This window comes from Actinoplanes subtropicus, assembly GCF_000721705.1.
In the GTDB taxonomy this organism is placed as follows: Bacteria; Actinomycetota; Actinomycetes; order Mycobacteriales; family Micromonosporaceae; genus Actinoplanes; species Actinoplanes subtropicus.
Map to the genome: position 1 here is coordinate 148,722 of NZ_JOJL01000007.1, position 21,559 is coordinate 170,280.

Genomic DNA, 21,559 nt, shown 5'->3' on the forward strand with positions numbered 1-21,559 from the left:
GCGCCGCGCGGTCAGTTACTCAGCAGGCGCGCCAACGTCGGCGGGTCCCGGGGATCGATCACCACCGTGCCGGCCGCGCGATGGTCGCGGCAGAGCTGGGCGATCCGGCCGGCCAGCATCGTCTCCCAGTCGGCGCCGGGGTCGTGCCGGCGCCAGGTCGCCGGGTCGGGCAGGTATTCGAGCACCACGCCCGGCACCTGCAGGCCGCGCAGCGCCGGCTGGTCGGTGACCAGGACCGGCAGGTGGTCGCCGTCCACGACGATGCGCTGCCGCAGGGCCCGGACCAGCGCGTGCGACGCCGGGCCGCCGAGGCCGACCGCGACGTAGACCCGGGCCGGCGCCGGGCCGGCCGGCGGGCGGCGCCGGGGCGGCGTGGCCCGGCCGTGCCGGATGCGCCGGACCGCCCGGCCGGCCAGCCCGATCGGGTCGCGGGTCAGCTCGACCAGAGTCCGCCCGATCCGATACGACGGGCTGCCCCGCAGGGCCGCGGCCTGCCGCCGGTGCCGGTCGCGCTCCTCGACGGCGGCGTCCCGCTCGGCCTCCAGCGAGCGCAGCCGGCCGGTCAGCGTCGCCACCTCCCAGCGGGCCAGCGCGAGGTCATCGGGTTCCGACACGGTTGGCCTCCCTCGCGAATCCGGCCAGCCAGCTGGCCGCGTCGCCGGCGCCGTTGCCGAAGGAGAGCTCGGCGCAGCGCCGGCTGAGCGCCTCGCGGACGGCCGGGTCGGCGAGCCGCTGCAGCTCGGCGGCGGCCGACCCGTCGTCGGTGGCGTACGCGGCGACCCCGGCGGCGGCCGCGAACCGGGCGCGGGCCAGCTCGTCGTCGGTGGCCGCGGGATCGGGCACGAAGACGGTCGGCACCCGGGCGCCGATCAGCTCGTGGAAGCCGGTGTAGTCGGCCCGGGACACGGCCACGGTGACCCGGCCCAGCTCGGCCCCCATCGCTGAGACGGCCCGGAAACCGGGCAAGGTAGCCTCGACGCCCCGGCAGAGCAGCGTCAAGTCGCCGGCCCGCCGGACGACCCGGTCCGGCAGGTCGGTGATCGGGTCCACCGTGGACACCCCGTGCCGGGCGGTGGTGGTCCAGCCCTCGTCCCCGGCCGCGGCGAACTCGCCCGGCTCGAGGATGCCGGCGAAGGCCAGTCCGCGGGCCGCCCACTCGCCGCCGGTGCCGCGCCGCCACATCGCCGGGCGCAGCCACAGCCAGCGGGTCGCCGGGTTCTCCTCGATCGCACCGAGGATCCCGTCGTGCGGCAGCCCGCCGACCAGCACGGCCCGCGGGCGGTACAGCTCGACCAGATGGCGCAGCCGGTCGCGGACGAAGCCGGGCCAGCGGGCGGGCGGCACGCCCAGGTCGGCGGCGCCCGGCAGGTACTCGGTGAGCAGGCCGGCGGCGTGCGCCTCGGCCAGGCTGGCGGTGCCGACCACGACCGCCTCGAGGCCCTCGGGGAGCCGCCGGGCGATCGCCCGGAAGCGAGCCACGTCATCGCCGACCAGGAGGACGCGCCGCCTTTCTCGGGTAATTCGGGCACGTCGCTTCTTAGGGGAAAATCCCGCTCGGGACACCACGCCGAGAGACGCCAACCGAGCGATGTGCGACGCACTGCCGAACTGGTCGGCCACGAACCGCCGAGCCCGCAAGACCTGCGAGTCGTACGCCTCCCGGTCGTGGTGCAGCCGGCGGACCACCTCGCGCACGCCGGCCGGCTCGCAGTAGAGCGCCGCCTCCCCGAAGATGGCCCGGAAGTGCGGCCCGACAATCACCGGCACCCCGCTGGCCATCGCCTCGAGGATGGTCCGGCCGAACGCCTCCTTCCAGTCCGGGTCGTGGAAGTAGACGAAGAAGTCCAGCCCGGCCAGGAAGTCGCGGGGCGCCTCGGCGCCGAACTCGACCACCTCCCACGACCGCGGCAGCCGGCCCAGCCGGTGGACGCCGATCTCGCCCCCGCCGAGAATGCGCACCTTGAAGTCCGGCGAGTCCGGGTAGGCCTGCAGCAGCTCACCCGGGTCGCGCGGCCACTTCACCGGATCGGGCCGGCCGTGCCGCCCGAGCACCGGGACGGCACCCGGCTCACGGCGGTGCTCGACCTGCCAGTCGGCGACGTCGATGATCTCGTGCCAGTCGGTGTCCGGCAGCGCGATCGAGGGCGCGACCTGCAGCACGTTGTCGCGTACCTGGGTGCTGATCGGGGCCCAGACCGCGTCGCCGCCGAAGAGCCGCTCGACCCGCTCGCGTACCTCGTCGAAGACGTAGTAGCACTGGGCGTGCCGCTCGTCGCCGGGCGGCTGGTTGAGCACGACGATGGTGTGCCCGGCCCGGATCCGGGGCACCACGGCCGGTTCCTCGGTGAAGATCCGCGGCTGGCGGATCAGCAGCACCCGGGCGGTGATCTCGGCGCCGTCGTCGTGGGCGAGGTCGGCGAGCCCGTCGCGCAGGCAGGCGACGATCCGGCTCTGGAACGGCCGGGCGTGCTTGAGGTGCGGCGACGGCAGGTGGGCGAGCACGGTGGACAGTCCGGCGGCGGCCTGCGCGCGTACCTCGGCGACGATGCTCGCGGAATTGCCGCCCGGGTACCGCAGGTCGGACAGGATGGCGACGTCGTACTGGGGCACGCGAGGACAAACGACAGGAACCAAGGGGGCGATACGGACAATTCACCCGAGTCTCTCGGTGGTTAAGACGAGCCTCTCGGTCGTTAAGAACACCGAGACCAGGAGGACGCGCATGTACGAACCGCACCCGCTCGCCGTGGCCGCGCTGCAGGCCCGCTCGGTCGCCGCCCGGGCGCCGCTGGCCCGCGCGGCCGCCGAGGAGCCCTGGCCGGTCGGCGAGCTGGCCCGCGTGATCGCGTGTCAGGACCTGCGCCCGGACGATCCGGCGGAGGCGCTGGCGATCCTGGCGAAGCTGCGGCGGGCCGGCACGATCGCGCCGGAACATCAAGGACTGCACACCCAGATTGCGTACGCCGTGGGCGATCGCACGCTCGCGGCCGCCCTCCTGGCGGAGTACCCCGGGATCGCCGAGCCGATCCGTACCGCCGTCACGCTCGACCTGGCCAATCCGCACGCCGGTGGGACCGGCCGCAACTGGGACTTCACCGGCCTGCTGCCGCACCCGTCCTGCCGGGTGGCCGAGGGCGGCGGCCCGGCCCTCGACCGGCTGGTCACCGGCGCGGCCCAGCGGATCGGCCACCCCCGCCGGATCACCACCATCGTCACCACCTGGCGGCCCGGCCGGGAGCTGCTCACCGCGGTCCGCTCGCTGGTCGCGCAGACCTGGACCAACCACGAGATCCTGCTGGTCGACGACGGCTCGCCGGCCGAGTACGACCCGATCCTGCGCGCCGCCACCGGGCTGGACCCGCGGGTCCGGCTGATCCGGATGGTCGCCAACGGCGGCACCTACGTGGCCCGCAACGCCGGCCTGGACGCCGCGACCGGGGACTTCGTCACGTTCCAGGACTCCGACGACTGGTCGCACCCGCTGCGGCTGGAGCGGCAGATCGCCCCGCTGCTCGCCGACGACGCGGTCTTCTCGACCACCTCGGTGGGCATGCGGGTCACCCCGGACCTGGTGCTCACCCGGGTCGGCGTCGAGCAGACCCGGTCGTACAACCTCTCCTCGCTGATGATCCGGCGGACGGCGGCGCTCAACCGGGTCGGCTACCTCGACCCGGTCCGCAAGGGCGCCGACGCCGAGTACGTCGAGCGGGCCCGCGCCGTCCTCGGCCGCGCCGCCACCCAGCACCTCGGCGGCGCCCCGCTGGCCCTGATCCGGCTCTCCGCCGATTCGCTGTCCAGCGCCGACTACCGCCCAGGCTGGATGCACCCGGCCCGCCGCTCGTACCTGTCCGCGTTCCAGGCCTGGCACGTACGGGTCAAGGACGGGACGGCCGACCCACGACAGCCCCGCGCCTTCGCCGCGCCCCGCCGGATCCGGGGCGAGAGCGGGCCGCGGGCCTACGACGTGGTGCTGGCCGGGGACTGGACCGCGGCCGGGGGCGCCGGGACGGCCGGCATCGGGCAGCTGCGGGCGCTGCGGGACCGGAACCTGCGCGCCGCCTTGCTCCAGCTGGACGTGCTCTCGCACCTGCGGCACGGCGTGCGCAACCTCGACCCGGCGGTGCAGGAGCTGATCAACCTCGGCGAGCTGGCCCAGGTCGAGCTCACCGACGACGTCCGGGCCCGGCTGGTGGTGTGCCGCACCCCCAAGGTGCTGCAGCACGCGCCCGACCTGCCGAGCGGGATCCGGGCCCAGCGGGTGGTGATCGAGTCGGCGACCATCGCCCGCTCGGCGGCCGCGTCCAGCCGCCGCCTGTTCGGCCGCCGGCCGCTCTGGGCCCCGGCCGGGCCGGACGGCCGCCGGCTGCTCACCGAGGCGCTCGCCGAGGACCCGCTCACCGACGGCGCCCCGGCCGACCTGCTCACCCCGCTCGACCTGCCCGGCACGGTCGACCCCGCGCAGTGGCGCCTGGACCGGCGCGGGCCGCGGGCCGACCGGCCGGTGCTCGGGCGGCGCTGCCGGGGCGGCCGGGCCGAGTGGCACCGCCTTCGGGCGGAACTGCCGGACGGCCCGGGGGTGGACGTACGCCTGCTGGATGCCGACGGCACCGCCGAGCGTTCGTTCGGACGGCCCGGCGCCCCCGGTTCCTGGCTGGTCTACGGCCCGGCCGAGGTGAGCCTGCGCTCGTTCCTCTACCAGATCGACTTCTACCTGCCGCTGCCCCGCCCGGACGCGCCCGCCGACCCGGAACCGGACGTGCTGGCCGCGCTCGCCGCCGGTTGCGTGGTGCTGCTGCCGGCCCGGTACGCCGCCGCGTTCGGCGACGCCGCGGTCTACTGCGAGGCGGCCGAGGTGGCGGAGACCGTACGCCGGCTGCACGAGGACAAGCCGGCACTGCGCGCCCAGGCCGCCCGCGGCCCGGAGTTCGTCCGCCGGCACCACGGCCACGAGGTGTACGCCGAGCGCGCCGCCCGGTTGGCAACCCAAGGGCACCCGGCCCGTTCGTAAACCCGCCCGGGCCGGCGACCGATCTGTGCCGGCGTAGGACAACAGAGCAGCCGGCCCCCGCCGGCTCGGCCGCCGGGACACTCCCCTGGTACCCGCGGCCCAGCGGTCCCGCCGTCCCCCGCGGCGGGACCGCTCTTATTTGGCGGCCTTGGCCGGTGCTTCGGGATGAGCGAGCACCGTCCAGCGGCCGCTGACCCGGCGCTGCTCGGTCAGGCCGAACCCGCCCTGCCGCGGCGCGACGTGCGTCGGCGCCTCCACCACCACCGCGCCGCCGTCGGCCAGCCGCCGGCCGAGCACGTGCAGGGCCGGCGCCACGCCGTCGGCGCCGGCCACCACCAGCAGGTCGATGCCGGTCAGGCCGTCCAGCGCGTCGACGTCGTACCAGTCGACGGGCCGGCCGTCCACGGTGAGCTCGGCAAGCGGAGCGTGCCGCACCTCGACGCCGGTCAGGCCGTGCTCGCGCAGCGCGTCCCGGGTCGCCTCGGCCCGGGCCGGGTCGTGCTCGACCGCGACCAGCCGGCCGCCCTCGGCGAGCGCGTAGCCGAGCCAGACCGCGGCCGGCCCGCCCCCGCCGAGCAGCACGGTCAGCCCGGGCTGCCGGCCGGCCGCCAGGTTGTGCAGGCCGAGCAGGTCGGTCGGGTTGAGCGCGCCGCCGGGCGGCATCGGCGCCCGCGGCGTCACCCGCTGGAAGAGTTGGAACAGCGCCTCGACCTCGCGGGTCTGCTCGCGCAGCAGCAGTTCGGCGCCGCGCCCGGTGAGCCGCTCGGCCCGGGACAGCGCCTCGGTCAGCTCCTGGTGCCGGTCGCCGGCCGCGAGCCGCTCCTTCTCCACCGCGGCGATCACCCGGCGCTGCACCTGCTCGACGAGCGCGCGCAGGTCACGGACGGCCTCGCGGTTGGCCCGGCCGACCCCGCCGAGCCGGCGGGACAGGTGGATCACCCCGGCCGGCACGGCGACCAGCAGCAGCGCGAGCAGGCTGGTGGCCAGCGCGGACTGCCCCGCGGCCGAGGCCACCGCGACCCCGAGGCCGACGATCGCCGTCGCCAGCAGGCCGGCGACCTGCCGGCGGGACAACCCGAGGAGGGCCTTGACCAGCCGCTTGACCTTCGCCGTCACCTTCACCCGTCCAACCACCCCGCCCGCCACCCAAAAACCGCCTAAAGGCACATTTTTCTCAACGGAGCCTACGTCGCGGCCGTTACGGGAAGCATCGCCATGATCCGCTCCACCAGCAGCGCCGGATCATGCGCGCGGGCGACCACCGATCGGGCCCTCCGGCTTTGCTCGGCGAACAGCGCCGGATCGGCCCGGTAGCGCTCGATCAGCGGCGCCACCTCGGTGCGGCCGCAATAGACCGCGGCGTCGCCGTACAGCCCGGCGTACCGCTCCGGCATCACCACCACGCAGCCCATCGCGGCCGCCTCCAGCGCCGGCCGGGAGTACCACTCGGCGCTCTCCGGCGGCGGGAAGTGCAGGTAGAAGTCGAGCTGGTGGAGGAACGGGCGGGGGTCGAGGTCGCCGGCCTCGTACGCCAGCCAGGTGGGGCGCAGCGGCACCTCGAGCGTGCCGCGCGGCCGGTCGGGCAGCCGCACCCGGAGGTCGGCGCCGGGCAGCCGGTGGCACACCGCGAGGGTCTCGGCCGGGTCGCCGGGCCAGTTGGCGGCGTCGCAGAGATCGGCGCCGGCCAGCGCGGGTCCCGGGCCGGCGGCGGTGCGCGGCGGGACCCAGCCGCCGGGCGCGAGGGCGGTGGGAAAGTCCCGGTCCTCACCGGTACGCAGGGCGGCCCGCACCCCCGGGTCCTGTGGAACCCATGCCGGCTCCGCCCCGAACAGCTCGCGCGCCACCTCGGTGCACGTCTCCGGCAGGTAGCGGTGGTCGGTGCCGTTCGACCGGCGCGGCGCCCGGTCGGCGACCACGACCACCCGCCCGGCCCGTACCCGGCTCGGCAGGCCGCCCGCGAACTGCAGCACCGCGGCCTGCCGGACCAGCACCAGCGCGGCCTCGACCCGCTCCTGGATCCCGACCCGATCGACCACGCCCGCGTTGATCAGGTCTTGCAGCGGCGCGCAGATCGGCTGCCGCTTGAGGTAGACCGCCCGGAACGACTCCAGCTGCAGCACGGCGACCCGCAGGCCGGCCGCGACCAGCGCCCGCAACTCGTCGATGGCGGTCCGCTGCGGGCTCTCCAGGAACCGCCAGTCGGCGACCATGACCACGTCGTACCGGACGGGCGTGGACGGGTCGGCGCCGAGCAGGTGGCCGGGCGCCGGGAACGGCCGGCCGGAGCCGTCGGCCGGGCGTACCGGCGAGGCGACCCCCGCCGCGATCCGGTCGTGCCAGCGCAGGTACGCCGAGCTGTAGGCGACCCGGGCCGGGTGCATCCAGTTCGGCTTGATCTCCGAGCGGGACAGCGAGTTCGCGCTGAGCCGGATCAGCGCCAGCGGCAGCGAGTCGAGGTGCCGCACCCGGCGCGCCCCGAACGCCGCCTGGATCCGCCCGATGTACTCGCTGTCGGCCGCCTTGCGCACCCGGTCGAACCAGCCGACCTTGCCGAGCACCGCGTTGCGCCGGAAGACCAGCGAGGACGGGTTGAACCGGCCGCTGCGCACCCCCGGCCGGCTGAGCATCAGCTGGTCGGTGACGGCCAGCCCGTCCGAGGTGGTGGCGACCAGCCGCCGGTCGGAGAGCATCGGCCGCACCTGCAGCTCCAGCCGGCGCGGGTGCGACCAGTCGTCGGAGTCCTGGAACGCCGCGAACTCGCCGCCGGCCGCCTCCAGCCCGGCGTTCCGGGCCGCGTAGGTGCCGCCGTTGACCGCGAGCTTGACCAGCCGGATCCGGTCACCGAGGGCCACCGCGGCGCGCAGCACCTCGTCGTACTCCGGCGGGGACGCGTCGTCGACGATGACGATCTCGGTGTTCGCCCAGCTCTGCGCCAGGATCGAGCGGATCGCGGTGAGCAGGCCCCGATCCGGCCGGTACGCGGTGACCACCACCGAGACCCGGTGCGCCTCCTCGACCCGCTCGACGGCCGGCGCGGCCAGCCGGTCGAACGGCGCGCCGTCGCCCTCGCCGACCACCGGCCCGGGCGCCGGCAGCATCGCCTGGAAGGCCCGCAGCCACGGCTCCGCCGGCCGGTCCCCGGCGTACGGGTTGATCAAGTCGGCCCGCAGGCAGCCCAGCGCCGGCTCCTTGATCCGCCAGTAGCCCCGCAGCAGCGCCCGGGCCCGCTCCGGACCCAGGTCGGCCAGCGCGAGCTGAACGTGCAGCGCCTGGTTGGCCGGGTTCAGCCGGCGGCCGCCCAGAGCCCGGCGGATCAGCTCGTAGAGGGCGAGCGCGTCTGCCCGGTCCTCCGGCGCGAGCTCCTGCTGGGCGTACGTCTGCGCGATCGCGGCCAGCAGCGACGCGGTCACCTTCCGCCGGACCTTCCGCAGCCGGCGGCGGTCGCCGGCCCGGGCCGCGGCCAGCAGGTCGTCCAGCGTCAGGGCATCGCCGAGCGCGGCCCGGGCCAGCAGCAGGCGCCCGTCCCGCGAGCGGGTGCGGGTCACCGTGGCGGTCAGCGCGAGCCGCAGTTCCGGCCCGAGCGCGGCGATGTGATCATCAAGCAGGGCCTCGAGCACGCCCGGACCAACGCGCCTTCACCGCCTTTGGTTACCCGTCTCTGGTCATACGGCGGCCAGCACCGCCGCCTCGACCCGGTCGCGTTCGGCCTGCTCGGCCCACGAACCGACCAGGTAGAACGCGTCCACCACGTCACCGCCCAGGGTGGAGATGCGGGCCGCGCGCACCTCGGCGCCGGCCTCGTCGAGCGCGCTCGCCACCCGGTAGAGCAGCCCGGCCGAGTCGGCCGCGCGCAGCTCCAGCACGGCCGCGTCGGTCGCCGCGTCCCGATGCCAGACCACCCGGGGCGAGGCCGTGCCGCCGCGGGCGCTCATCGCCCGGGCCCGCACCCGCTGGGTGACCGACACGTCCCCGGCGGCGACCCGGCGCAGGTCGGCGGCGAGCGCCACCGGGTCGTACGGCGAACCGTACCGCGGCTGGGTGAGGAACTCGACGATGGCCCGGCCGTCCATCGTGCTGGTGTTCGCGCCGACCACGTCCAGGCGGTGCAGCGCCAGGCAGGCGGCGACCTGGCCGAGCAGCCCGCGCCGGTCGGCGGCGGCCACCGCCACCCGGTCGCCGTCCAGGTGCACGGCCGGCAGGTCGCCGTCGAGCAGTTCCGGGTCGGGCAGCGGCGGCTCGGGCAGCTCGCCGTTGTCCAGCGCGGCGTGCACCCGCCGGACCAGCTCGGCCATCAGCCGGCCCTTCCAGTCCGACCAGGCGGCCGGGCCGGTGGCGTGCGAGTCGGCCCGGGCCAGCGCGTGCAGCAGGTCGAGGGTGGCGCTGTCGCCGACCTTCCCGGCCACCGTGGAGATGGTCACCGGGTCGCTCAGGTCGCGGCGGGTGGCCACGTCCGGCAGCAGCAGGTGCAGCCGCACCAGCTTCTCGATGGTGGCGACGTCGGCCGGGGGCAGGCCGATCCGGGTGGCGATCTCGGCGGCGATCGGGGCGCCGACGATGCTGTGGTCGCCGGGCAATCCCTTGCCGACGTCGTGCAGGAACGCGCCGATCAGCAGCAGGTCGGGGCGGTCCACCTCGCGGGCGTACGCGGTGGCCTCGTAGGCGGCCTGCACCAGGTGCCGGTCGAGGGTGAAGCGGTGCACCGGGTGGACCTGCGGGAGGCTGCGCATCCGGGCCCACTCCGGCAGCCACGCGTCGATCAGCCCGTACCGGTCGCAGGTCTCCCAGGCGGGCAGCAGGCCCGGGCCGGAGCCGAGCAGCGAGACCAGCGCGGCGCGGGCGGCCGGCGGCCAGGGGTTGGGCAGCGGCGGGCTGAACGCGGCGAGCCACTCGCTGGTGGCGCGGGCGATCGGCAGCCGTACGGTGGCGGCGGCCGCGGCCACCCGCAGCGACAGGCTGGGGTCCGGGACCGGACCGATGGCGGTACGCGCGAGCACCAGCTCGCCGTCCTGCTCCACCACGTCGCGGGCGATCGGCCGGCGGGTCGGCGACCCGGCCGGACCACCCCGGCGCCGCCCGGCCCGCAGCCGGTCCACCGCCCGCCAGGCGTCGTCCACCGCGTGCGCGATCGTCCGCGCGTCGCCGGCCACCCGGCGCAGCAGCGCGTCCCCGTCGTCGAGTTCGAGCAGCTCGGCGACCGCGGCGCGCTCCTGGGCGACCAGCCGGTCGACCCGGCGGCCGACGGCCAGGTGCAGGGCGTCCCGGGTGTCGAGCAGGCGCAGGTTGGCGGCGCGCACCGCGGGGCGCATGGTGTCGGCGACCCCGGCCCGGCCGATGCCGCGCAGGATGGTGACGTCGCGCAGCCCGCCAGCCGCCTCCTTGAGGTCGCCCTCGAGCAGGAACGCGAGCTCGCCGTGGCTCGCCCAGCGGGTGGTGGTGAGTTCCTTGAGCTGCGGCATCAGGCGTACGGCGGTGCGCCGCCACTGATCGCCCGCCGCCGCGATCAGCTCGCCGGAGAGCGCCGGGTCGCCGGCCAGGTGCCGGGCGTCGAGCAGGCCGAGGGCGACCTTGACGTCGTCGTGCGCGACCGACAGCGCCTCGGGCAGCGTGCGCACCGAGTGGTCGAGGCCGAGCCGGGCGTCCCAGATCGGGTACCAGAGGGCGGAGGCGATCCGGTCGATCCCGGCCGCGCCGTTGTGCAGCAACACCAGATCGAGATCGCTGAACGGGGCGCAGTCCCGCCGGCCGAGCCCGCCCACCGCCAGCAGGCTGACGCCCGGCAGGTGGCTCGGGAAGATCGCGGTCAGCCACGCGTCGAGCGCCGCGGCCCGGTCGGCCCGGGCGGCGGCGCCGATGTGCGCGCGAAGTTTGTCGAGCGAGCCGCCGGCCGGCACTGAGGGCGGGGCCGGCGGCTCGCTGGACATAATGGTCGTAATCAGAGCGCGTCGAGGCCGCGCTCGCCGGTACGGACCCGGACGACCTCCTCCACGGCGGTCACCCAGACCTTCCCGTCACCGATCTTGCCGGTCCGCGCCGAGGTGACGACGGCGTCGACGATCTTGTCCACGTCGATCTCGTCGGTGACCACCTCGACCTTGATCTTCGGCAGGAACTCGACGGTGTACTCGGCTCCCCGGTACACCTCGGTGTGGCCCTTCTGCCGTCCGTACCCCTGTACCTCGCTCACGGTCAGGCCGGTCACGCCGAGCGCGTGCAGCGCTTCCTTCACCGCGTCGAGCTGGTACGGCTTGATGACCGCGGTCACCAGCTTCATGCTCAGTCCCTCTCTCGGAGCAGTCATACGGGTAGTTAACCGGCGACTTTCTGGCTGGCGTCGGCCTTGCCGTCGGCGTCGGCCTTCGTGCCGCCGATGCCGGCGATCGCGAACGCGCCGCCGCTGGAACCCGCGACCGGCTGGAAGTCGTACGCGGTCTCACCGTGGTCGGAGATGTCGATGCCGCCGACCTCCGCGTCCTCGCTGACCCGCAGCACCTTGACGGCCTTGAGGATGAGCGCAAGGATCGCCGCGATCGCGAACGAGTAGACGGTGACCGAGGCGCTGGCGACGAACTGACGCCACAGCTGGTCGAGGCTGCCGCCGAAGAAGAGCGACTTGTGGGTGACGACCGCGTTCACGCCCGAGGTGGCGAACAGGCCGATCCACAGCGAGCCGATCCACCCGCCGACGAAGTGCACGCCGACCACGTCGAGCGAGTCGTCGAAGCCGAACCGGTACTTCAGGCTGACGGCCAGGGCGCAGACGGCGCCGGCGACGATGCCGAGCAGGATCGAGGCCAGCGGCGGGATGAAACCACAGGCCGGGGTGATCGCGACCAGGCCGGCGACCGCGCCGGAGGAGGCGCCGACCAGCGTCGGCTTGCCGTCCCGGATCCACTCCACCGCGCACCAGCCGCAGAGCGCGGCGGCGGTGGCCAGCTGGGTGTTGACGAACGCGGCGGAGGCTACGGTGTCGGCGGTCAGCTCGGAACCGGCGTTGAACCCGAACCAGCCGAACCACAGCAGGCCGGCGCCGAGCGCCACGAACGGGACGTTGTGCGGCCGCATGTTCTCCCGCGGCCAGCCGATCCGCTTACCGAGCACCAGCGCCACGCCCAGCGCCGCGGAACCGGCGTTGATGTGCACCGCGGTACCACCGGCGAAGTCGAGCGCGCCGAGGTTGGCGCCGATCCAGCCGCCGCCCCAGATCCAGTGCGCGACCGGGACGTACACGATGGTGAACCAGCCGATCGCGAAGAGGACCCAGCCGCCGAACTTCAGCCGGTCCGAGAGCGACCCGCTGATCAGGGCGACCGTGATGATCGCGAACATCATCTGGAACGCCATCACGACGTAGGTCGGGATGCCCGTCCCGGTCCCGGCGACCTTCCACTCCTCGCCGATCCAACTGGTGCCGGTGCCGAGGTACTGGGTGAAGCTGCCCAGGATCTTGTTGAAACCGGTGCTGCTGTTCGTACCGAACGCGAGGGTCCAGCCATAAAGTGCCCAAAGTACGGAGATGAGCCCGATGCACGAAAAGCTCATCATCATCATGTTAAGCGTGCCCTTGGACCGGTTCAGGCCGCCGTAGAACAGCGCCAGGCCAGGGGTCATCAGCAGAACGAGCGCGGACGACAGAAGCAACCATGCGGTATTGCCGGTGTCGACGTGCACGCCGCCTCCCTTCGGATATGTGTAAGTCCTCCACACGACCTACGGAGGCGCCATCGCCTGTCGGCCGGTTCGTGGCGAGAGCCTTCCGCTCCGCTGTTTCACGCACAGTCCATGCGCGATTTCCGGGAGGTGACGGCTTGTTTCGTACGTGTGAAGAAACTCTCACAGCCCGCGCTCAGCGCAGGGCGTACTCCAGGGTGTGGCGCTCGTAGTCGAGCAGCCGGAGATCACGCATCGGACGCCGGAGGTGACCCTTGTGCACGATCCGGACAAAAGCCGGATCGCCGGCCGCCGCCATCCGCCGGATGCCCTCGACGTGGTCCACGATCCGCTTCCGGATCGTGCGGACCAGCCGGTGCCGGTCGCGCGGGATCAGCCCGTACGCGTCGGCGAACAGCCGCAGGCGGCGCGGCCTGTTGGGCCGCTTCCAGCCCAGCGTGTACGAGTCGCGATCGCTGAACAGCGGCACCCAGGTCCAGGCCGCGTACGCGACGTCGTAGATCCGCGCGCCCGGCGAGGCCAGGTCGAAGTCGATCAGGGCCAGCGTGCCGTCCGGCCGCCAGACCACGTTGTGCGGCGCCGCGTCGTGGTGGCAGATCACCTCGGTGTCCGGCGGGGGCGGCCCGAACGAGCGCCAGATCGCGTTCGGCGGCGGTGCGAAACCGTACTGGGCGTCGTGGAACATCCGCAACATGGTCGCCACGGTGACCAGCGCTTCCTCGGTCACCCAGTGCGGGGCCAGCGGGTACTCGCCGCATTCGCCGTCGAGATACGACAAAACCTCGCGGCCCTTCTCGTCCACGCCGAGCGCGTGCGGCGAGCCGGTGAAGCCCACCCGCTCCAGGTGGTTGAGCAGGGCGTGCACGGCCGGGGTCCACGGCCCGGTGTTTCGCCGGACGGTGTCCCCGATTCGCGAGACCGTGCTGACGTTGCCGCCGTGCAGCGGAATCTCGCGCACCGGCTCCTGCGCCACCCACGTCTCCCTTGCCTCAAGCAACGTAGTCTCCGAGACTAACCGTCGGAGCCAAGCAATGCTTCGACGAACGCCGCCGGCTCGAAGGGCGCCAAATCGTCCGGCCCCTCGCCCAGACCCACCAGCTTCACGGGAATGCCCAGCTTGCGCTGCACGGCGATGACGATGCCGCCCTTCGCCGTGCCGTCCAGCTTGGTCAACACGACGCCCGTCACATCCACCACTTCGGTGAACACCCGGGCCTGTTCGAGTCCGTTCTGTCCGGTCGTGGCGTCCAGGATCAGCAGCGTCTCGTCGACCGGGCCGTGCTTCTCCACCACCCGCTTGACCTTGCCGAGCTCGTCCATCAGGCCGACCTTGTTCTGCAGCCGGCCGGCCGTGTCGATCAGCACGGTGTCCACGCCGGTGTCGATGCCGCGCTTCACCGCGTCGAACGCCACGCTGGCCGGGTCGCCGCCCTCCGGGCCGCGCACGGTCTCGGCGCCCACCCGCTCGCCCCAGGTCTGCAGCTGGTCGGCGGCCGCCGCGCGGAACGTGTCGGCCGCGCCGAACAGCACGCTCCGCCCGTCGGCGATCAGCACCCGGCCGATCTTGCCGCAGGTGGTGGTCTTGCCGGCGCCGTTCACGCCGACCACCAGCACCACCGCCGGGCGGCCGTCGTGCGGGGCGGTCTTCAGGCTGCGGTCGAGCTCGGGCTCGAGCGCCGCGGTCAGCTCCTCGGCCAACTGCGCCCGCACCTCGGCCACGGTGCGGGTGCCGAGCACCCGGACCCGCTCGCGCAGCCGCTGGACCAGCACCTGGGTGGCCTCGACCCCGACGTCCGCCGAGATCAGGCTGTCCTCGATCTCCTCCCAGGCGTCGTCGTCGAGGTGGTCGCGGGACAGCACGCTGAGCAGGCCGCGGCCGAGGACGCTCTGCGAGCGGGCCAGCCGGGCGCGGAGCCGGACGAGCCGGCCGGCGGTCGGCTCCGGCGTCTCGACCGCCGGCTTCTCCTCGACGATCAGGGGAGGAAGCTCCTCCTCCGCCTCGGGAACGACGAGATCGGCCGGGGGACGCTCGATCGTGGTCGTCGGGGCCTCCCCCGGAGGCGGCAGCTCACGACGGCGCAGGCGGGGCACCACCAGGCCGGCCACGCCGGCCACCAGGACCACGAGCAGGATGACTGCGGCGACCACGTATTCCATGGCTCAAATCCTGACAGACGAGCCGTCCGCGCGTGGCTCGGGCCGCGCAGTGGCGACATCCGGCACATCTGTTGAAAGATGAGATCCCCTATCGCCGTCCAACCGCCCCGCCCACCACTCATGATCGGACTGAAGGCCTGAGCTGAATGACTGCACACCTTCTAGTCGGCCCCGTCCTGCGGCGCGTCGTCGGCACCAGCGCGACCGTCTGGGTGGAGACCACCGCAGCGGCCACCGTGCGGGTCGAGGTCGAGGGCGGCGGTTCCGGGTCCGCGAAGACCTTTTCGGCGTACGGGCATCACTACGCCCTGATCGTGGTCACCGGCCTGGTCCCGGGCACGAGCAGCCCCTATCGCGTGCTCGTGGACGACCGCGAGCTCTGGCCGGCGCCGGGCTCGGCGTACCCCCCATCGGAGATCAGCACCCGCCCGGCGGAAGAGGGCGACGACCCGGTCCGATTGATCTTCGGATCGTGCCGCGAGGGAACACCCAGCTCGTCCGCCCGGCACCTGCCTCCGGACGCGCTGGACGCCTACGCCCGCCGGCTGATGACCGACCCCTCGACCCGCCCGGACCTGATCGTGCTGCTCGGCGACCAGGTGTACGCGGACAACACCTCGGCCAAGGTCAAACGCTTCCTCAAGCACCGCCGGGCGGCCGGCCAGCAGGGCCCGGCCGACCAGGTGGTGACCTTCGACGAGTACACGAAGCTGTACCTGGAGTCGTGGCGCGACCCGGAGATCCGCTGGCTGTTCGCCACCGTACCGAGCGTGATGATCTTCGACGACCACGAGCTGATCGACGACTGGAACACCTCGGAGTCCTGGCGCGCGGACATGGCCGCCGAGCCGTGGTGGTCCGAGCGGATCGCCGGCGGGCTGGCCTCCTACTGGGTCTACCAGCACCTGGGCAACCTCTCCCCGGACGAGCTGGCCGCCGACCCGCTCTATCAGAAGGTGAGCACGGCCGAGGACGCCACGGTCCTGCTGCACGACTTCGGCCGTACGGTCGACACCGCCGACGTCAACAGGTACCGCTGGAGCTACGCCCTCGACCTGGGCCGCACCCGCCTGGTGATGCTGGACAGCCGGTGCAACCGGGTGCTCGCCCCCGGCGCCCGCGAGATGCTGCCGGCCGCCGAGTGGCAGTGGTTCCTCGACCAGGCGCACGGCGACTACGACCACCTGGTCGTCGGGTCGTCCCTGCCGTGGCTGATGCCGCCGGCGATCCACCACCTGGAGGCGTGGAACGAGCGCCGGGCCGATTCGCCCCAGCCCCGGGTGGCGGCCCGGGCCGAGAGGATCCGGCGAACGTTCGACCTCGAGCACTGGGCCGCGTTCGGCCGCTCGTTCGCGGCGCTCGGCGAGCTGTTCCGGCGGCTTGGCGAGGGTGACCCTGCCTTGGGCGACCGGGTGGGAGCCGGCGGCGCATATCGGCCGCCGGCGACGATCAGCGTGCTGTCCGGGGACGTCCACCACTCGTACGTCGCCGAGGCCGAGCTCGGCACCCGCACCCCGGTCATGCAGCTGACCTGCTCCCCCGTGCACAACCAGGTGCCGGCCTTCATGCGCCCGATGATGCGGTTCAGCTGGTCGCGGCTGGCCGCCCGGGGCGTACGCGCGATGGCCCGCGCCGCCGGCGTGCGCGCTCCCGCGTGGCGCTGGAAGCGGCTGGCCGGCCCGTACTTCGGCAACGCGGTGAGCACACTGCGGCTGGACGGCCGGACCGCCACGGTCCGGGTCGAGGGCACCGCCAAGGGCGGCGAGCTTTTTTCGGTCGCCGAGGTGAGCTATCCCCGGCAGGATGACCCTCGATGACTACTTGGACCGCACCCACACCGAATCGCGAGCGCGAGCCCCTCACCGGCCCCGAGCGGCAGATGCTGCAGGGCTGGCTGGACCGGCACCGCCAGACCCTGCTGACCAAGTGCGCCGGCCTGACCGCGCCGCAGCTCAAGACGGCGAGCACCGAGCCGTCCAACCTCACCCTGCTCGGCCTGGTCCGCCACATGACCGAGGTCGAGCGCTGGTGGTTCCGGATCCGTGCGGCCGGCCAGACCCTGCCCGACCTCTACTGCCCGGAAGGCAACGACGACGGCGACTTCGACGACGTGGCCGAGGCGGACGCCGAGGCCAACTTCGCGGCCTTCGACGCCGAGATCGAAGCGGCCGACAAGGCGGTGGCCGACCTCCCGCTCGACCACGAGTTCACCACCAACCGGGGCAGCACGATAAGCCTGCGCTGGGTCTACATCCACATGATCGAGGAGTACGCCCGCCACAACGGTCACGCCGACCTCATCCGCGAACGCCTCGACGGCACCACCGGCGATTAGAGGTCGAGCGCCTTCTTGAGCAGCTCCACGTGGTGCGGGCCGCTCCACCGGTAGGCGGACATCCCGGCGGCCCGCGCGCCACGGATCACCCGGTCGTCGTCGTCCACGAAGAGGACGTGCTCGCGCTTCGCGCCGATCAGGCGGGCCGCCTCGGCGAAGAACTCCGGTGCCGGCTTGTGGACCTTCAGCTCCCAGGAGCTGACCACCACGTCGAGCTCGTCGGTGAGGCCGAGCGCATCCAGGTCGGGCCGCAGGCGGTCGGTCGCGTTGGTGGCGATGCCGACCTTGCGGCCGCCCGCGCGGACGTCACGCACGAAGGCCAACGCCTCGGGATCCACCTCGCCGCGGTACGACTGCCAACGGGCGACGGCCTCGGTCGCTTTGTCCTCGGGAAGCGGCAATCGAGAAGCGACCAGCCGCATCCACTCGGCGTCGGTGAGCTCGCCCGAGATCGCCGGGCGGTAGATGTCCCACTCCATCGCCGTCTCCAGCAGGGCGGCCGGCTTCAGGCCGTACTCGATCTCGACGGCGATCATCGGGGCCGGGTCCCAGCGGCGCAGCACGCCGTCCAGGTCGATGAGCAGGGCCTGGGCGCGCTCGCGCGACATGCTGACTAGTCCTCGACTTCCTTCTTGAGTCGCTGGCTGATCACCTGCGTGACGCCGGCGCGCATCGTGACGCCGTAGAGGGCGTCCGCGACCTCCATCGTCCGCTTCTGGTGCGTGATGATCAGCAGCTGCGAACGCTCCCGCAACTGCTCGAAGAGCGTAATCAACCGGCCCAGGTTGACGTCGTCGAGGGCCGCCTCGACCTCGTCCATGATGTAGAAGGGCGACGGGCGGGCCCGGAAGATCGCGCACAGCATGGCCACCGCGGTCAGCGAGCGCTCGCCGCCGGAGAGCAGCGACAGCCGCTTGATCTTCTTGCCCGGCGGGCGGGCCTCGACCTCGACGCCGGTGGTGAGCATGTCCTCGGGGTCGGTCAGCACCAGCCGGCCCTCGCCGCCCGGGAACAGCACCTGGAAGACGGTCTGGAACTCGCGGGCGGTGTCCTCGAACGCCGACGTGAACACCTCGAGGATCCGGTCGTCGACGTCCTTGACCACGGTCAGCAGGTCCTTGCGGGTGGCCTTCAGGTCCTCCAGCTGGTCGGAGAGGAATTTGAAGCGCTCCTCGAGCGCCGCGAACTCCTCCAGCGCCAGCGGGTTGACCTTGCCGAGCAGCTGCAGGTCCCGCTCGGCCTTGTTGGCCCGTTTCTCCTGGGTGGGCCGGTGGAAGGGCGTCGGTTCCGGTACGGGTTTGCCGTCCTTCTCCGCCTGCGCCGTCTCCGCGGCGCTGGGCGGCACGAGCTGGCTCGGCCCGTACTCGCTGATCAGCGTCTCGACGTCGAGCGAGAAGTCCTCGGCGGCCTTCGCCTCCAGCTGTTCGATGCGCATCCGCTGCTCGGCCCGGGCCATCTCGTCCCGGTGCACCTCGCTGGTGAGCCGCTCCAACTCGGACACCAGGCGCTTCGCGCTCGCTCGTACTTCCTGCAACTCGGCCTCGCGGGCGGTGCGCGCCTGGGCCAGCTCGTCGCGCGCCTCGACCGCCGCGGCCAGCGACACCTCGACCCGGACCAGCGCGGTGGCCGCACCGAGCGCGACCGCCTTGGCGATCTCGGCGCCGCGAGCCCGGGCGGCGCGGCGGGCGGCGGCGCGTTCCCGGGCCTGCCGCTCGGCGTTGGCCTGCCGCATCAGCGAATCGGCCCGGCCGGCGATCGAAGAAACCCTTTCCTCGGCCGTACGGACGGCGAGGCGTACTTCCATCTCGTTCTGCCGGGACTGCGGCACCAGCGCGGCCAGTTGGTCGCGCTCCTCGGTGGACGGCTCCTCGTCGATCGGGGTGGACTCGGCCAGCGACAGCCGCTCCTCCAGCTCGGCCAGGCGCATCAGGTCGGTCTCCCGGGCCGACTCCGCCTTCTGCCGGGCCGCGCCGAGCCGCTCGCTCTCCGCCTTGGCCGAGCGGGCGGCGGCGCCGAGCTCGGCCAGCCGGCGGGCGGCGGCGTTGCGCTCGCCCTCGGCGGCCCGCTTGGCGGCGGCCGCGACGTTCACCGCCTCCTTGCGCTCGGCGACCTCGGCCCGCGCGTCGACCAGCTGGGCCTTGACCTCGCGGATGGTCTCCTCGGCGACGGCCCGGTTCGCCTTCGCCTCGTCGACCGCGGCCTGTACCTCGATGTAGCTGGTGGCCTTGCCGGAGCCGCCGGCCGCGGCGAACACGCCGAGCACGTCGCCATCCGGGGTGACCGCGCGCAGCTCGGGGTTGTGCGCGACCACCCGGGCGGCGGCACCCAGGTCGGCGACCAGCGCCACGTCGCGCAGGGCCCGGTTGAGGGCGGGCCGCACCTGCTCGGGGCACTCGACCACCTCGGGCGCCCAGACGGCGCCCTCGGGCAGCTGCGGGCGCAGGCTCTCCAGCGAGCCGCGCATGCCGGGGCCGGCGGGCGAGGCGACCACCAGCGCGGCTCGGCCGGCGTCGGCGATCTTGAGCGTACGCATCGCCTCGATCGCCTCGTCCACGCCGGTGAGCGCGACCGCGTCGGCCAGCGTGCCCAGCGCGGCGGCGACCGCACCCTCGTAGCCGCCCTTGACCGTCAGCATCGAGGCCAGGCTGCCGATCAGGCCGGGCACCTCGGCCGACTTCGCGAGCAGCGCGCCCGCGCCGTCCTTGCGCTGCAGGCCGAGCGCCAGCGCCTCCTCGCGCGCCTTCCAGCTGGCCGCGTCCTTCTCCGCGGCCCGCTCGGCGTCGCTCAGCTCGCGCACCACCGCGTTGGCCCGGTCGAGCGCGCCGACCGCCTCGGCGTGCCGCTCGTCCAGCTCGACATTGTCCCGATCGGCCTCGGTGGACTCCGCGGCGACCGTGTCCACCTCGGCCTGCGCGGCCTCGGCCCGCATCAGCGCGTCGGTGTGCGCGGCGGCGAGCCGCTCGATCTCCTCGGCCACGCCCTCGGTACGCGCCCGGGCCGCGTTCACGTTGCCGGTGAGCTTGGCCAGCCCCTCGCGCCGGTCGGCGATCGCCTTGGCCGCCGTACGCAGCGCACCCTCGGCCGCGGCCAGCTGCCGTTCCAGCTCCTGCCGCTGCTCGACCGCCTCGGCCAGCCGCATCTGGTCGTCGGTGAGCGCCTCGCGCAGCTCTTCTTCCTGCTCACGGACCCGCTCGGCCTCGGCGACCAGCTGGTCCGGGTCCCGGCCGGGGCGCTCGTCGTCGGGCGTGGCGGCCAGGTGCCGCAGTCGCTCGCTCGCCAGCTGCTCGGTCGAGCGGAACCGCTCCTGCAGCGCGGACAGCTGGTACCAGGTGTCCTGCGCGGCCTGCAGCAGCGGCGCGTCCTCGGCGTGCGCCGCCTCCAGGTCGGCGAGCATCCGCTGGATCTCGCGGTTCTCCGCCTCGACCTGCTCGCGCCGCTCGCGCATCGCCGACTCGTCGGCGATCTCCTTGTCCAACGTGGTGCGCAGCGTGTGCAGGTCGTCGGCGAGCAGCCGGAGCCGGGCGTCGCGCAGGTCGGCCTGGATGCCGGCCGCCCGGCGGGCCACCTCGGCCTGCTTGCCCAGCGGCTTGAGCTGGCGGCGCAGCTCGCCGGTGAGGTCGGTCAGGCGGTTGAGGTTCACCTGCATGGCGTCCAGCTTGCGGATCGCCTTTTCCTTGCGCTTGCGATGCTTGAGCACGCCGGCGGCCTCCTCGATGAAGGCGCGGCGGTCCTCGGGCTTGGCGTGCAGCATGGCGTCGAGCCGGCCCTGGCCGACGATGATGTGCATCTCCCGCCCGATGCCGGAGTCGCTCAGCAACTCCTGGATGTCGAGCAGGCGGCAGGCGTTGCCGTTGATCTCGTACTCGCTGGCGCCGTCGCGGAACATCCGCCGGGTGATCGAGACCTCGGTGTACTCGATCGGGAGGGCGCCGTCGTTGTTGTCGATGGTGAGCGTCACCTCGGCGCGGCCCAGCGGGGCCCGGCCGGCGGTGCCGGCGAAGATGACGTCCTCCATCTTTCCGCCGCGCAGCGCCTTGGCGCCCTGCTCGCCGAGGACCCAGGCGATGGCGTCGACGACGTTGGACTTGCCGGAGCCGTTGGGGCCCACCACACAGGTGATGCCCGGCTCCAGGCGCAGCGTCGTGGCGGAGGCGAAGGACTTGAAGCCCTTGACCGTCAGGCTCTTGAGGTGCACGGATCTCCGAGGGTCGGCGACGTAGTACTGGGGTGCAGGCTACCCGTACCCCGGCCCGGCGGCTCGGCACGCCGCGCTCACACGGGGCGTCGCCCTGCAAATCGGACAAAAGGATGCGCGCCGCCACGACGTGGAGGCGCGCTGTTTGAGATGCGTTATAGGTGCTTGAGGGGGGATTTGGCCGCCGGTGGGCGGC

14 protein-coding genes are annotated in these 21,559 nt (G+C 73.6%); 3 read left to right on the plus strand and 11 right to left on the minus strand.

Annotated features, from left to right (window positions below):
* Positions 1–11: 11 nt before the first annotated feature.
* Both IH26_RS0111330 and IH26_RS0111335 read right to left on the minus strand, forming a co-directional pair.
* Entirely contained in the window at positions 12–614 is a 603-nt protein-coding gene (locus IH26_RS0111330; protein ID WP_030436110.1) for a hypothetical protein, read from the minus strand.
* Positions 598–2,610, minus strand: coding sequence for a glycosyltransferase (locus tag IH26_RS0111335; RefSeq protein ID WP_030436111.1), 2,013 nt, complete (start codon positions 2,608–2,610; stop codon positions 598–600). The genes IH26_RS0111330 and IH26_RS0111335 overlap by 17 nt, the downstream gene beginning before the upstream one ends.
* A 112-nt stretch (positions 2,611–2,722) precedes the next feature.
* Here IH26_RS0111335 and IH26_RS62790 point away from each other — a divergent pair, with 112 nt between their 5' ends.
* On the plus strand, positions 2,723–5,008 hold the full coding sequence (locus tag IH26_RS62790; RefSeq protein ID WP_051807967.1) for a glycosyltransferase: 2,286 nt from the start codon (positions 2,723–2,725) through the stop codon (positions 5,006–5,008).
* 135 nt (positions 5,009–5,143) lie between these two features.
* Here the strand turns inward: IH26_RS62790 and IH26_RS0111345 are convergent, their stop codons facing one another.
* From IH26_RS0111345 to ftsY, 7 genes are all read right to left on the minus strand, one after another.
* Positions 5,144–6,130 carry an O-methyltransferase gene (locus IH26_RS0111345; RefSeq protein ID WP_051807969.1) on the minus strand — a complete coding sequence of 329 codons (987 nt, stop codon included), beginning with the start codon at positions 6,128–6,130 and terminating at the stop codon, positions 5,144–5,146.
* A 62-nt stretch (positions 6,131–6,192) separates the two neighbouring features.
* Positions 6,193–8,625: a glycosyltransferase family A protein gene (locus IH26_RS0111350; RefSeq protein ID WP_030436114.1), complete on the minus strand. Its 2,433-nt coding sequence runs from the start codon at positions 8,623–8,625 to the stop codon at positions 6,193–6,195.
* Positions 8,626–8,670: 45 nt separating this feature from the next.
* On the minus strand, positions 8,671–10,929 hold the full coding sequence (locus IH26_RS0111355; RefSeq protein WP_030436115.1) for a [protein-PII] uridylyltransferase: 2,259 nt from the start codon (positions 10,927–10,929) through the stop codon (positions 8,671–8,673).
* A gap of 11 nt (positions 10,930–10,940) precedes the next feature.
* Positions 10,941–11,279: a P-II family nitrogen regulator gene (locus IH26_RS0111360; RefSeq protein ID WP_020517993.1), complete on the minus strand. Its 339-nt coding sequence runs from the start codon at positions 11,277–11,279 to the stop codon at positions 10,941–10,943.
* Between the two features lie 35 nt (positions 11,280–11,314).
* Positions 11,315–12,676: an ammonium transporter gene (locus IH26_RS0111365; RefSeq protein WP_030436116.1), complete on the minus strand. Its 1,362-nt coding sequence runs from the start codon at positions 12,674–12,676 to the stop codon at positions 11,315–11,317.
* Between the two features lie 175 nt (positions 12,677–12,851).
* Positions 12,852–13,649 (minus strand): aminoglycoside phosphotransferase family protein, encoded by a 798-nt coding sequence (locus IH26_RS0111370; protein ID WP_030436117.1) that lies wholly within the window; start codon positions 13,647–13,649, stop codon positions 12,852–12,854.
* A 38-nt stretch (positions 13,650–13,687) separates the two neighbouring features.
* Positions 13,688–14,833, minus strand: coding sequence for a signal recognition particle-docking protein FtsY (gene ftsY, locus IH26_RS0111375; RefSeq protein ID WP_030436118.1), 1,146 nt, complete (start codon positions 14,831–14,833; stop codon positions 13,688–13,690).
* Positions 14,834–14,979: 146 nt separating this feature from the next.
* Here ftsY and IH26_RS0111380 point away from each other — a divergent pair, with 146 nt between their 5' ends.
* Positions 14,980–16,650, plus strand: coding sequence for an alkaline phosphatase D family protein (locus IH26_RS0111380; protein ID WP_030436119.1), 1,671 nt, complete (start codon positions 14,980–14,982; stop codon positions 16,648–16,650).
* Entirely contained in the window at positions 16,647–17,168 is a 522-nt protein-coding gene (locus IH26_RS0111385) for a DinB family protein (RefSeq protein ID WP_030436120.1), read from the plus strand. Before IH26_RS0111380 ends, IH26_RS0111385 begins: the two co-directional genes overlap by 4 nt.
* Here the strand turns inward: IH26_RS0111385 and IH26_RS0111390 are convergent.
* Entirely contained in the window at positions 17,165–17,776 is a 612-nt protein-coding gene (locus IH26_RS0111390; RefSeq protein ID WP_030436121.1) for an HAD family hydrolase, read from the minus strand. The two genes, IH26_RS0111385 and IH26_RS0111390, sit on opposite strands and share 4 nt — an antisense overlap.
* Positions 17,777–17,781: 5 nt before the next feature.
* The gene (gene smc / locus IH26_RS0111395; protein ID WP_030436122.1) at positions 17,782–21,363 is read right to left on the minus strand and encodes a chromosome segregation protein SMC; all 3,582 of its coding nucleotides are present in this window, start codon (positions 21,361–21,363) and stop codon (positions 17,782–17,784) included.
* Between the last annotated feature and the right edge of the window lie 196 nt (positions 21,364–21,559).